At 40.3% G+C, this 12,143-nt stretch carries 12 protein-coding genes; 7 read left to right on the top strand and 5 right to left on the bottom strand.

Going from position 1 to position 12,143, the window contains the following annotated elements:
* Window positions 1-240: 240 nt before the first annotated feature.
* Entirely contained in the window at window positions 241-1,767 is a 1,527-nt protein-coding gene (locus MSC25_RS00060; RefSeq protein WP_004589406.1) for a fumarate hydratase, read from the bottom strand.
* A gap of 169 nt (window positions 1,768-1,936) precedes the next feature.
* On the opposite strand from MSC25_RS00060, the gene pabB reads away from it, so the two are divergent.
* The 3 genes from pabB to MSC25_RS00045 all read left to right on the top strand — a co-directional run bounded on the left by pabB (window position 1,937) and on the right by MSC25_RS00045 (window position 5,344).
* Window positions 1,937-3,283 (top strand): aminodeoxychorismate synthase component I, encoded by a 1,347-nt coding sequence (gene pabB / locus MSC25_RS00055; RefSeq protein ID WP_248441937.1) that lies wholly within the window; start codon window positions 1,937-1,939, stop codon window positions 3,281-3,283.
* A gap of 6 nt (window positions 3,284-3,289) precedes the next feature.
* Window positions 3,290-3,865 (top strand): CoA pyrophosphatase, encoded by a 576-nt coding sequence (locus tag MSC25_RS00050; protein WP_039972509.1) that lies wholly within the window; start codon window positions 3,290-3,292, stop codon window positions 3,863-3,865.
* A gap of 102 nt (window positions 3,866-3,967) precedes the next feature.
* Window positions 3,968-5,344: an L-serine ammonia-lyase gene (locus MSC25_RS00045; RefSeq protein WP_004589403.1), complete on the top strand. Its 1,377-nt coding sequence runs from the start codon at window positions 3,968-3,970 to the stop codon at window positions 5,342-5,344.
* Window positions 5,345-5,415: 71 nt separating this feature from the next.
* On the opposite strand, the gene cysB is transcribed toward MSC25_RS00045, so the two are convergent.
* On the bottom strand, window positions 5,416-6,393 hold the full coding sequence (cysB, locus tag MSC25_RS00040) for an HTH-type transcriptional regulator CysB (protein WP_024032357.1): 978 nt from the start codon (window positions 6,391-6,393) through the stop codon (window positions 5,416-5,418).
* A 293-nt stretch (window positions 6,394-6,686) separates the two neighbouring features.
* Here cysB and MSC25_RS00035 point away from each other — a divergent pair, with 293 nt between their 5' ends.
* The gene (locus MSC25_RS00035; protein ID WP_064386676.1) at window positions 6,687-7,445 is read left to right on the top strand and encodes a hypothetical protein; all 759 of its coding nucleotides are present in this window, start codon (window positions 6,687-6,689) and stop codon (window positions 7,443-7,445) included.
* A 254-nt stretch (window positions 7,446-7,699) separates the two neighbouring features.
* Here MSC25_RS00035 and MSC25_RS00030 read toward each other — a convergent pair whose 3' ends face one another.
* A complete protein-coding gene (locus tag MSC25_RS00030; protein ID WP_004589400.1) occupies window positions 7,700-8,992 on the bottom strand; it encodes an NCS2 family permease in 1,293 nt (430 codons plus the stop codon).
* A gap of 117 nt (window positions 8,993-9,109) precedes the next feature.
* Between MSC25_RS00030 and MSC25_RS00025 the strand changes: the two genes are divergently transcribed.
* The 3 genes from MSC25_RS00025 to MSC25_RS00015 all read left to right on the top strand — a co-directional run bounded on the left by MSC25_RS00025 (window position 9,110) and on the right by MSC25_RS00015 (window position 10,805).
* Complete coding sequence (locus tag MSC25_RS00025) at window positions 9,110-9,565, top strand: sel1 repeat family protein (RefSeq protein ID WP_248441936.1); 456 nt, start codon at window positions 9,110-9,112, stop codon at window positions 9,563-9,565.
* A 283-nt stretch (window positions 9,566-9,848) separates the two neighbouring features.
* The gene (locus MSC25_RS00020; RefSeq protein ID WP_248441935.1) at window positions 9,849-10,283 is read left to right on the top strand and encodes a SulA-like leucine-rich domain-containing protein; all 435 of its coding nucleotides are present in this window, start codon (window positions 9,849-9,851) and stop codon (window positions 10,281-10,283) included.
* Between the two features lie 42 nt (window positions 10,284-10,325).
* Window positions 10,326-10,805, top strand: a complete 480-nt coding sequence (locus tag MSC25_RS00015) for a YchJ family metal-binding protein (RefSeq protein ID WP_029774254.1) — start codon at window positions 10,326-10,328, stop codon at window positions 10,803-10,805.
* Window positions 10,806-10,934: 129 nt separating this feature from the next.
* Here the strand turns inward: MSC25_RS00015 and MSC25_RS00010 are convergent, their stop codons facing one another.
* Together MSC25_RS00010 and MSC25_RS00005 are read right to left on the bottom strand one after the other, a co-directional pair.
* Window positions 10,935-11,237: a DUF6172 family protein gene (locus MSC25_RS00010; RefSeq protein ID WP_248441934.1), complete on the bottom strand. Its 303-nt coding sequence runs from the start codon at window positions 11,235-11,237 to the stop codon at window positions 10,935-10,937.
* A gap of 190 nt (window positions 11,238-11,427) precedes the next feature.
* A complete protein-coding gene (locus tag MSC25_RS00005; RefSeq protein WP_029774253.1) occupies window positions 11,428-11,955 on the bottom strand; it encodes a VC2046/SO_2500 family protein in 528 nt (175 codons plus the stop codon).
* Window positions 11,956-12,143: the final 188 nt, after the last annotated feature.

Here is a 12,143-nt window from a genome sequence, read left to right as displayed (position 1 = left end):
TTAAAAAGCGCCTTCACATTTACGTGAACGTAAAGGTAATGCCAAGTGTAAACCTTGTATTACACAGCTCCCTTCCCAGCAAAGGCGCACAGTGTATAGGTTTATGAAGAAAAAAGCAGATTTACCACAACTGGTCTGAGGTGTTTATTTGAAGGGGCAATTTGCGCTTTTTTAATATTTCATAAAACAAATACAAAAAAGCGAGCCTAAGCTCGCTTTTTTATTAAATTACGTAAACCTTTATTTAAGCTTACCGTCTAGCTCTTCAATTTTAGCTTTCCAAATTGCAGGGCCTTGCGTGTGTGCGTTAGCACCTTCGCTGTCTACGGCAACCGTAACTGGCATATCTTCTACTTCAAATTCGTAGATTGCTTCCATACCTAAATCTTCAAAGGCAACCACGCGTGCTTTTTTAATTGCTTTAGATACTAAGTATGCCGCACCACCTACAGCCATTAAATAAACCGATTTATGCTCTTTAATCGACTCAACTGTAGCAGGACCACGCTCAGCTTTACCTATCATGCCTACAATGCCGGTTTTTTCTAGCATCATATCGGTAAATTTATCCATACGTGTTGCAGTTGTAGGGCCTGCAGGGCCTACAGCTTCATCACCTACAGCATCAACTGGGCCAACGTAATAAATAAACTTATTATCAAAATCAACGCCCTCAGGTAAACCTTCACCTGAATTGATCATATCTTGTAAGCGTTTATGAGCAGCATCACGGCCTGTTAAAATAGTGCCTGAGAGTAAAACAGTTTCTCCCATTTTCCACTCGCGGGTGTCTTCTTTAGTTAACGTATCTAAATTAACACGGCGAGTTCCTTCACCTACTTCAAACGTCACTTCTGGCCAGTCTTCTAGTTTAGGTGCTTTTAAATCTGCAGGGCCTGAGCCGTCTAGTGTAAAGTGTACGTGGCGCGTAGCTGCACAGTTAGGGATCATCACAACAGGTTTTGATGCCGCATGCGTAGGCGCTGTTTTTACTTTAATATCAACAACCGTTGTTAAACCACCTAAACCTTGCGCGCCAATACCTAGCTTGTTAGCACGTTCAAAAATTTCTAAACGCAGTTTTTCTTCCGTTGTCTCTGCACCGCGCTCCATTAATTCATGAATATCAACCGGGTCCATTAACGACTCTTTTGCCATTACCGCTGCTTTTTCGGCGGTTCCACCAATACCTATACCTAGCATGCCTGGCGGGCACCAGCCAGCGCCCATTGTTGGTAGCGTTTTTTCTACCCATGCAGCCACATCGTCAGATGGGTTTAGCATAACCATTTTACTTTTGTTCTCTGAGCCGCCGCCTTTCGCTGCAACCATTACTTCTACTTCGCCACCCGCCACTAAATCGATGTGTACAACTGAAGGGGTATTATCTTTAGTGTTTTTACGTGTGCCAGCAGGGTCAGCTACAATAGAAGCGCGTAGTGGGTTATCTGGATTTAAATATGCGCGACGTGTGCCTTCATCAACCATTTGTTGTACGGTTAAATCTGTTTTATCCCACTTAACATCCATCCCTACTTTTACAAAACAGGTAATAATACCCGTGTCTTGACACAATGGACGCTTGCCTTCAGCCGACATACGCGAGTTAATTAAAATTTGCGCGATTGCATCTTTTGCAGCCTTACTTTGTTCTTTGTTGTAGGCTTTTTCTAGCGCTTGAACAAAATCAAGGGGATGATAAAAAGAGATATATTGCAACGCATCTTCAATGCTATCAATAAAGTCTTGCTGACGGATTGTACTCATAGTGGTTCCTTAAGTTAGCGTTACGCTTAAGCGTAATCTATACCAAACCGGTGACGGTGGTTTGCACTGTTTTAATTACAACGTAGATTTGATACTAAACGCTGCCAAAAAAATTTGACTTATGATACCCTCCCAGCCCGTTTCGAGCCAGTTCTTAAAGGGGCAGTAAATGCTAAACAATGAAAAAAATTGTGTAAAATTAGCCATAACACAAAACTGCATTGATGTTTTCGCGCATTTTGCGCATTTACCCTATGCCGTATTACTAGACTCAGCCAATAGCGAGCACATAAATAGTCGCTTTGATATTATTGCGATAGAGCCTCACGCTATTTTAGAAGTAAACAACAATCAAAGCGTATTTAATCAACAGCTTGACTCGCGTAGCCCCTTTACAATAATGAACGATGAACTAAGTAAACTTAGCGCGCAAAAAGCCGCTAATTACCTGCCTTTTAATGGCGGCTGGCTTGGTTATTTTGGTTACGATTTAGGGCGTATTATTGAGTACATGCCACGCACGGCAAAACACGATATAGCGTTGCCACAAATGGCCATTGGCCTTTATTTAGATGCGCTGATATTTGATAAACACCAGCAAAGCTGGTTTTACGTTTCTCAACCTGAAGTGAATCGTTTAGCGCTTTACCAGCAATATTTAGCAACCGATGTAGCGCCTGCACAGTTTTCGCTCACCAGCAATTGGCACTCAAATATGAGTGAACATGAATACGCTGACAAATTTGCGCAAATACAAGATTATTTAAAAAGTGGTGATTGCTATCAAATCAACCTAGCACAGCGCTTTAGTGCCGGTTTTAAAGGCGACCCTTTCCAAGCCTACAAAGTATTGCGTGAGGCTAACAAAGCGCCATTTTCTAGCTTTATTAATCACCCACGTGGCGCCATTTTATCAATATCGCCAGAGCGCTTTATTGCAGTTCACGACAATATAGTTGAAACAAAACCTATCAAAGGCACTTTGCCACGCATGGCAGATGCAATCGCAGATCAACAGCAAGCCAGAGCCCTTGAAAACTCAACCAAAGACCGCGCAGAGAACGTAATGATTGTTGATTTACTGCGTAACGATTTAGGTAAAGTTGCAAAACCTGGCTCTGTAAAGGTGCCCTCACTTTTTGCTATTGAGAGCTTTCCGGCAGTGCATCACTTAGTGAGTACCGTAACGGCAGAGCTAGATGAAAGCAAAACGTGTGTTGATCAACTTGAAGCAGCATTCCCCGGAGGGTCAATCACTGGCGCGCCTAAGATTAGAGCTATGGAGATAATTGAAGAGCTAGAGCCTCATAGGCGAAGTATTTACTGTGGCTCTATAGGTTATTTAAGCGCCTGCGGTAATATGGACACCAGTATTACAATCCGTACATTGGTTTGTCATAACGAACACATTTATTGCTGGGCCGGTGGTGGTATTGTCGCTGATTCTAAAGTCGAATTGGAATACCAAGAAACATACGATAAAGTGAATAAAATACTTCCTTTATTAAAACAGTAGAACGCTTTGAATAGTGAACATATTATGGCGCGGTTTCAGCTAAGCCCTACTGCTGCGCCAAATCAAATAAAAGATACCCGTAAAAAGCGTGCCAGTGCGGTTATGCTGCCTATTATTGATGTTGATAACCACGCGCATATTTTATTGTGCAAACGCCCTACTTATTTACATCATCACCCTGGGGAAATTTGTTTACCCGGCGGTAAATTTGAGCAAAGCGATAAACACCTGCGCACCACAGCGCTTCGAGAACTACACGAAGAGCTTAATATAGCGCCAAGTAATGTTAAAGTGCTCGGGCAGCTGCCACAATACTCTACCCTAACTGGCTTTAGCATTAGCCCATTTGTGGGTTTACTTGATGAACACACAGTATGGGAGAACGATTACAATGAAGTGCAAGCTAGCTTTTTACTGTCGCTTACCCAGCTTTCAAACGAGGCCAATTGGCAGCCTATTCCTTTTCAACGTTTTGGCAAAACCATCACCTTGCAAGGGTTTAGTACACCGCACGGATTACTGTGGGGAGCAACGGCTAGCATTATAAAAAACTTTACAAAACAGCTTGCCCTACCAGTGTAAAACTTACTACCAAATAGTTACATAATATAGAATTAACGTTATGATACTCGACCGTTCAAAGAACAGCTTTCGGGCTGAGTAAATAAAGTAGAGACCCATAGTATGATCAGTGCATTTGATATGTTTAGCATTGGTATTGGCCCATCGTCGTCACATACCGTTGGCCCAATGCGTGCCTCGCGCTTATTTGTTAATGACCTACAAGAGCAACAACTTTTAACCTCTGTTACCGATATAAAGGTAGAGCTTTATGGCTCACTGGGTCAAACCGGCGTAGGCCATGGCTCTGGTAAAGCCGTTATATTAGGGCTTGCCGGCTACGACCCAGAAACAATAGATGCCGATTTAGTTGACGATATCCTTGCCACCATTGAAAAAGAGCAAGTGATATACCTCAACCAAACCCATAAAGCGAATTTTCCTAAGCAAGGGGCTATTGTTTTTCATCGCCGTAAAACCTTACCTAAGCACTCTAATGCCATGGAAATTATTGCCTCAAATAATGGCGAAAAAGTATATAGCAAAGTGTACTACTCTATTGGCGGCGGCTTTATTGTTACCGATGAAGAATTTGAAAACGAAAAACAAGCAGCCCTTGATATTCGCGAGCAAAACCCGGCTCCTTACCCGTTCGAAAGTGCAAAAGATTTACTAGAGCTGTGTAAAGAATCCGGCTTTAGTGTATCTACTTTAATGATGCATAACGAAAAAACGCTGCGCAAAGAAGACGATATTAAAGACGAGTTGTTTAATATTTGGCAAGTAATGAAAGCCTGTATTGAACGTGGAATGCGCACCGAGGGAATTTTACCAGGTGGTTTAAAAGTTAAACGCCGTGCACCTAGTTTGTATTTAAAGCTAAATGTAGAAGTGAGTAATGACCCACTCAGAGCAATGGATTGGGTGGATTTATTCGCCTTGGCTGTAAATGAAGAAAATGCCGCAGGTGGGCGCGTAGTCACGGCGCCAACAAATGGTGCTGCGGGTATATTGCCGGCCGTTTTAATGTACTACCACACATTTATTAAAGAAGTAGACCGCGACATAGCCACACGCTATTTATTAACCGCAGCGGCGATTGGTATTTTATACAAAAAAAATGCCTCTATTTCGGGCGCAGAAGTAGGCTGCCAAGGTGAAGTAGGTGTTGCCTGTTCAATGGCCGCTGGCGCACTCACCGAAATTGTTGGTGGTAATGTAGTACATGTTGAAAACGCCGCCGAAATAGGCATGGAACATAATTTAGGCCTAACTTGCGACCCTGTAGGCGGATTGGTACAAGTACCGTGTATTGAGCGCAATGCCATGGGCGCCATTAAAGCAATTAATGCCTCTCGCCTAGCAATACGTGGCAGTGGCGAGCAAAAGGTGTCGCTTGATAAAGTGATTAAAACCATGCTCGATACCGGTAACGACATGAAAACCAAATATAAAGAAACCGCTCGCGGTGGATTAGCGGTAAACATTATTGAATGTTAAGCGTATAAAAACAAAAAACCGCGTATTTTAGCAATACGCGGCTTTTTAGTATTTATATAATTAAAGTCTTACTATTTTACTGGCAGTTCTATGTCGGCAAATAACGCATCAACATCTTCTTGATTACGTAATAAGCTTGCTCGCTCTACTCGCTCTTTAGTTAAATGCGGGGCAAAACGCTCAATAAAGTCATACATATAAGTACGTAAAAAACTGCCCTTTCTAAAGCCAATTTTAGTTGTGCTAGCTTCAAATAAATGGCTGGCATCAATACACACTAAATCTGTGTCACTTAATTGATCAACGGCCATTGAGGCGACTACACCTACACCTAGTCCTAACCTTACATAAGTTTTAATTACATCGGCATCGGTTGCAGTAAACACAATGTGCGGCTCAAGGCCGTGCGCATTAAATGCTTTATCAAGCTCAGAGCGACCAGTAAACCCAAATACATACGTAATAAGCGGATACTGCGCTATATCAGCAACGGTTAAATTGTCGGCCTTTTGTGCTAGTGGATGATCTTTTGCTACCACAATGCTGCGGTTCCAATGATAGCAAGGCAGCATAACTAAATCTGAGTATAAATGAAGTGCTTCAGTTGCAATGGCAAAGTCTGCGTCACCGCGCGCTGCCGCATCAGAAATCTGTTGTGGTGTACCTTGATGCATATGCAGCGAAACAGCTGGGTATTTTTTCATAAAGCCCTGAATAACACTTGGCAGAGCATAACGTGCTTGCGTATGTGTAGTGGCTATATTTAGTTTACCTTGATCAGGCAGCGTGTGCTCATTAGCAACCGCTTTTATACCTTCGACTTTAGATAAAATTTCGCGAGAAATGTTAATTATTTCTTCGCCGGCACCTGTAACATGCGTTAAATGCTTACCACTGCGGCCAAAAATTTGTACACCTAGCTCATCTTCAAGCATGCGCACTTGTTTAGATATACCAGGCTGTGAGGTAAATAAACTCTCAGCAGTTGCTGATACGTTTAGCTTATGGTTTTGAACTTCTACGATGTATCTAAGTTGTTGTAATTTCATGGTTGCAGTTTTTAACGTTATTATTAAGCTTATATGATGGTAATACTAAGCAAAACCAAGTTTAATTTAGTTAAAACTTGGCAAAGTAAGCACGTATATTTTCATTATTTAAGCATTAAGGCTAGCATAATAAACCCGCTGCAGATAGCGATGTTTATTCAGGTTCAACTTATAATACATTATTCTTATATCTAATTTTTAACATATTTTTAAGTTAATCAGCGCAAAGCTACCCTCAAAGCATATATTTGATGTAATATAAAAAAATAGATTATGAATCCGAGAATTAAGCCATGATCGTTTCGATTATAATTGTGCTTATAGTGGCACTGATAGTGATTGCACTATGGGTAAGCGCTGTACAGCAGCATAAAGAAAAGCAAGAAGTTGAACGTCGCAAAGAATTAACAAAACAAAAAGCGATAATTGAAGAAACCGAAGAAGCACTTATGAATAGCGCTAATATTCCGCTTTCTGAAAACATTATACGCGTTTTACAACGTAGATGTTACGAAGCACTAAACGCTATGGTGAACCATTCACCTAATTCTAAAGCATTAAAAAGCAGAATGAACGAAGCTAAAGAAAAGCTAAGTGGTGCAGTTCAAGGTAATAGCAGCGACAATTTATCGTTACCAAGTAACGATAAGCAGTTAGTCTCGTTAATTCAGGGCATAAAAAAGCTTAGAGTTATTATGCGCTCTGAGCACAGTAAAGGCCGTGTAGATAGCCAAGTATTTGCAGCAGAAGATAAGCGCCTAGAAAAGTTACAGCTTAGAATTAATATAGAAAGCCAAATTAAACGCGGTTTATCTGCTCGCTCAGCGAGCATGGTGGGCTCTGCTAGGCAATATTTTGAAAAAGCCTATGCCACACTTAGTGCCGTTACCTATTCTGATGAATACGTAAACGCAAAACGCCAAGAAGTTGAAGCCTATTTAGAAGAAATAAGCACCGAACTAAAAGCATCAAATGCCACTGCCTTGAAGAAAAAAGCAGAAGCAGAGCAAGATGACTTAGACGTATTATTTGCACCTAAAAAGAAATGGTAATTTTAAATACCCAAAAGAAAGCCCATACATAATGTATGGGCTTTTTTGTATCTGTTAAGCTGTTTTTAGCAATGGGTAAATACTAGCGTATTTTAAGGCACTACCTAGCGCTCACCACGTTATAAACGCTTATTTACCACAACATAGATACGCAAGGTATAACAATGCAGTGGCAATGAGCGATAGCCACTAAATAATAAATGTTTACCCACCCTCAAACTAAGGCTCTTAGCTAAAAGAATGGGTATTAGCTATTACGATAAAAATGCAAACTTGATAATAAATAACGCTGTTAAAATCCACACGCTAATACTAACCTGATCGCGTTTACCACACAGTACTTTAACCGCAGTATACGATATAAAACCAAGAGCAATACCATGCGCAATAGAGAATGTAAGCGGCGTCATAAGTAGTACCACACTTACCGGAATTGCATCGCTCATGTCATCCCAGTTTACAAACTTAAGGTTTTGCAGCATTAATACCGCAACGTATAAAATAGCACCCGCTGTTGCATAAGCCGGCACCATTTGCGCAAGCGGCGCAAAAAACATCATTAGTAAAAAGCATATACCCACAACAACAGCTGTTAAGCCAGTACGCCCACCAACCGATACACCGGCTACAGACTCAATATAAGAAGTAGTGGTAGAAGTACCTAACATTGCACCCGCAATAGTAGCTGTACTATCTGCACTTAAAGCACGCCCTAAACGTGGCATATTGCCTTTTTCATCGGCTAAGCCTGCTTTTTGAGTTACCGCAACTAACGTGCCTGATGTATCAAATAAATCAACAAACAAAAACGCAAAAATTACACTCAGCATAGAAAGCTCAAAGGCCGCTGCAAAATCAAGTTGCATGAAGGTAGGTAAAATAGACGGTGGCATTGACATTACGCCGTGGTACTCAACTAAGTCGAGGCTTAACGCAATGCCCGTTACTAGCAAAATGCTAATAAGTACGCCGCTTTTTATATCACGATAAAGCAAAGCAGCAATGACAAAAAAGCTTAAAATAGCTAATAAAGGACCTGCCGAAGTAATATCGCCAAGCTGTACTAATGTAGCTGGGCTTGAAACAATAATGCCTGCATTTTTAAGCGCAATTAACGCTAAAAACGCACCAATACCAGTGGCAATAGCCTGCTTTAAGACCAAAGGAATAGCATTAATTATCCACTCTCTGACCTTAAACAAACTTAATATTAAAAATATACAACCAGACATAAATACCGCACCTAATGCAGCTTGCCAGCTATAACCCATGCCCAGTACAACACCGTAAGTAAAAAATGCGTTTAAACCCATGCCCGGCGCAAGTGCTAAAGGGTAATTAGCCCACAATCCCATAATAAAACAGCCAATAGCAGCCGCAATACAGGTAGCAACAAATGCAGCACCTTGATCCATGCCTGCTTCCGCAAGCATTGCAGGGTTTACAAATACAATGTAAACCATAGTAATGAAAGTAGTGATTCCAGCAATGCTTTCGCGTCGCACATTGGAGTTATTTTCGCGGAGTTTAAATAGAGCTTCGAGCATAATAGACTTGTGATAGTAAAAAGTGACGTGATTTTACCATAAAATTAAGTATAAACAGGACATTTTACCTTGCGATATACTAAACTGTTGGCGTAGAAACTATAAAAAAGAAAATATATGAATAAGACTCAGCCTAGCGGACAAGACTTAGAGCAGCAATTAAACAATATTTTAGATTTTGTAACACAGCCTACAAACCACAGCGCTGAAAACAATAGTGATGTAAGTGAGCAAACAACACTTAATAAAGCACTGTATTATTTAAAGCATAACCAAGCACCGTTGGCAGCTAAGTGGATGCGCCTTGCCTCAATGGCCGGAAATCATCGCGCCCAGTTTTATTTAGGGTTATTTTTTGTCAAAGGCCAAGGCGTACCAAAAAGTGTATTTCACGCAGCAGCATGGTTAAGTTTAGCCAGCAGCCAAGGCTACGAACCAGCAACCGCTGCTTTAGATGATTTAAGAAAATATATCGACACCAAACGTCTTAAAGACGCTCAGTGCTATGCAGCCAGTTTGTATGAGCAAATCCACCAAATTCAGTTTGCCCACTTAATCCCAAAAAATGACTAACTACTGTATAGCTAACAGCTAAGCACTGTAAAACACACTAAAATAACTGAATAGCCATCCATTAAGTACTGTATAGCGCTGCTACACTTTATACAGTACTGCAAACACCCTCAGCTTTCACTTACACAGCTTGAATTGTAACCTACTGTTTTTAAATGGTTATTTTTATTATTTATTTTTTAGAACCATTAACTGTATAAAAAATAACAAAAAACGCTTGCACACAACAACTGTATAAACTACTGTATACATGTACTGTATATAAACCCAGTGAGTGAGACCTATGCTACAGCCAATTACCGTAAGAACCGTTAAAAGCTACCAACAACATAATGAAAGTGAGTCGGTAAACTTAATAAAAGTAGAAGATGAAATTTCTGCTACGTTTGAAATGCTAAAAGTGTTGCACCAATACAATAGCTCTAACGCGTGGACCTTACTGATTGCGCCCGACCATGTGCCTAGTAAAGCCTTGCTAGATAGCTGCTCTATAGATACCAGCAAACTGCTTGTAATAAGACAAAAGCATTTAGTAAATTTAGAGTATGTGCTTAATTCAGCACTTCATAATGGAAACTTTGCAGCCATTATTACGTGGACAGATATAGTAAGTGAGCAGCAGCTTGTTAATTTATCGCTTAATTTAGGCAAAAGAAGCGCTAAGCTATTTTGCTTTACTAAAAAAACCAGCACTACAGCAATATCACTTACTCAATAAGCTTGGTAAAATGCATTTTTAATTTATGTTAATTAGTATTTTATGAGTGTAACCAGTACTAGCGCTTGCTTATGCAACAGTCAGCTTAATTATGGTGACTGTTGCCAGCCTTATCATCTTGATATAAAAACCCCAGCAACACCTGAGCAACTAATGCGTTCGCGCTTTAGTGCTTATGCATTAAAAAATGCATCTTATGTATTTAAAACTTACGCCAAAGAAAAACAAGCACAAAACCCAGTAAATGAAATTGCTGACTTTGCCAATAGCTGCCGCTTTGTGAAATTAGTTGTGCGCGATACGCAGCAAAGTGATGAGCGAGGTTATGTTGCCTTTAACGCGTATTATTTTTACCAAAACTTATATTGTGAGTTGGATGAGAAATCAGACTTTATAAAAGAGGACGGTGAATGGCGTTATTTAGAGGGTATTATTAATCCGGTCGCCGATATAAAAGTTGCCAGAAACGACCCCTGCCCATGTGCAAGCGGTAAAAAATATAAAAAGTGTCACAGTGTATAAAATAAGCTAAACACTTAGCATAAAAATAGCTTTTTATTTAAGCGCTACTCTATACCACTAAACATGTTAATAACTGCCATAAACAAAAAATGGACCATCTAGGTCCATTTTCTACAATATTGCTATTGGTTATTCATCATCATCTAGATCGAACGATTCACGCTGCGCAGGTCTAGCTAAAATCTCAACATAGAATGAAGTAAGCGCCTGCTTTTCGGTTTCGCTGATCTTGTTGTTAATTTCAGCTACGTGAACAACTTCGGCATCATCGGCACTTGTGCCAAACTTACAGTCAAACGCCCAGTAATCAGCTTCAACAGGTAGCGTTTTATTGCGCTCTCTTTTCAAATATTTTTTCACTTCATGCTTTGCAGCATCAACCATACGAGGGTATTTGATTTTCTCATGATTTAGCGTGAATGTTTTCTTCATTACGTTCCTAATTACCTTGATTTAATGATAATGGCACTCAAGTCATACCATTTGCAGCCATTATAGCAATTGCATTTAATTTGTGGATGCTTTTTTTAAACAAAAAAAGAATTGTTCTATTTTATTGCATAACCGATTATTAAATATAAGGTGTTTTAGGCTTTTAAAACGCACAAGTGTTAAATTATTTTTATGCGTTAGCAACAAGCAGTGGCTTATGTATAGCCTCATTAGTTAAATCGTCATAAAATGCCGCGGCGTCCATTTGTGGACTTGCAAGCGCGGTGTGCGTGTCATTTAAGCGCCTGCGTACTGATAGTTCACAATTATCGATTACTGTTAAAGGAATATGTAACTTGTCATCTCTAATCGCTAGTGGCTCAGGGTTTAAGCAGTGGCTTAATTTTATTGCTTTCATGCCTGCTTGCTCGCCTTGTTGAACAATCACCGACGCGTGCTCTTGCCCTATGGTCATATCAAATTTTTCGGGAGCTAATAATTGCTTTGGTCCAGCACCAAAGCGCTCCCTTAACTGTTCTTCGTCTACATAAGCACTATGCGTTTCACTTTTTGGCAAGTGAAATTGACTAAAATCCAGCGCATCGTGCGATAACATCGCTAATAAAAGTGAGAATTCGCCTCTGCGATTTTCATGCACACTTTTATTTAGCCTGGTCTTTAGTTGACTCTCTGTGATTAACAAATCATCGATTTGCATAGTCTTTAGCCGATTATGATAACTGATAGATATTTATCGGCTTTATTTCAAATTTCTTTAGCTTTTTTCTTTACTTAAATACGCAGTTTGCTATTATCAGCGCCGTTGCATTGGAGGGGTTCCCGAGCGGCCAAAGGGATCAGACTGTAAATCTGACGGCTCAGCCTTCGCTGGTTCGAATCCAGCTC

It is taken from the genome of Pseudoalteromonas sp. 1CM17D (assembly GCF_023161805.1).
Lineage (GTDB): Bacteria > Pseudomonadota > Gammaproteobacteria > Enterobacterales > Alteromonadaceae > Pseudoalteromonas > Pseudoalteromonas atlantica.
The sequence above is the reverse complement of the archived record's forward strand: the minus strand, read 5'-3'. Positions and strand labels throughout refer to the sequence as shown.

Bases quoted from the DNA above. Each gene is read 5' to 3' on its own strand.
- MSC25_RS00060 (WP_004589406.1), bottom strand. From the start codon at position 1,767: ATGAGTACAATCCGTCAGCAAGACTTTATTGATAGCATTGAAGATGCG.
- pabB (WP_248441937.1), top strand. From the start codon at position 1,937: ATGCTAAACAATGAAAAAAATTGTGTAAAATTAGCCATAACACAAAAC.
- MSC25_RS00045 (WP_004589403.1), top strand. From the start codon at position 3,968: ATGATCAGTGCATTTGATATGTTTAGCATTGGTATTGGCCCATCGTCG.
- cysB (WP_024032357.1), bottom strand. From the start codon at position 6,393: ATGAAATTACAACAACTTAGATACATCGTAGAAGTTCAAAACCATAAG.
- MSC25_RS00035 (WP_064386676.1), top strand. From the start codon at position 6,687: ATGATCGTTTCGATTATAATTGTGCTTATAGTGGCACTGATAGTGATT.
- MSC25_RS00030 (WP_004589400.1), bottom strand. From the start codon at position 8,992: ATGCTCGAAGCTCTATTTAAACTCCGCGAAAATAACTCCAATGTGCGA.
- MSC25_RS00025 (WP_248441936.1), top strand. From the start codon at position 9,110: ATGAATAAGACTCAGCCTAGCGGACAAGACTTAGAGCAGCAATTAAAC.
- MSC25_RS00020 (WP_248441935.1), top strand. From the start codon at position 9,849: ATGCTACAGCCAATTACCGTAAGAACCGTTAAAAGCTACCAACAACAT.
- MSC25_RS00015 (WP_029774254.1), top strand. From the start codon at position 10,326: ATGAGTGTAACCAGTACTAGCGCTTGCTTATGCAACAGTCAGCTTAAT.
- MSC25_RS00010 (WP_248441934.1), bottom strand. From the start codon at position 11,237: ATGAAGAAAACATTCACGCTAAATCATGAGAAAATCAAATACCCTCGT.
- MSC25_RS00005 (WP_029774253.1), bottom strand. From the start codon at position 11,955: ATGCAAATCGATGATTTGTTAATCACAGAGAGTCAACTAAAGACCAGG.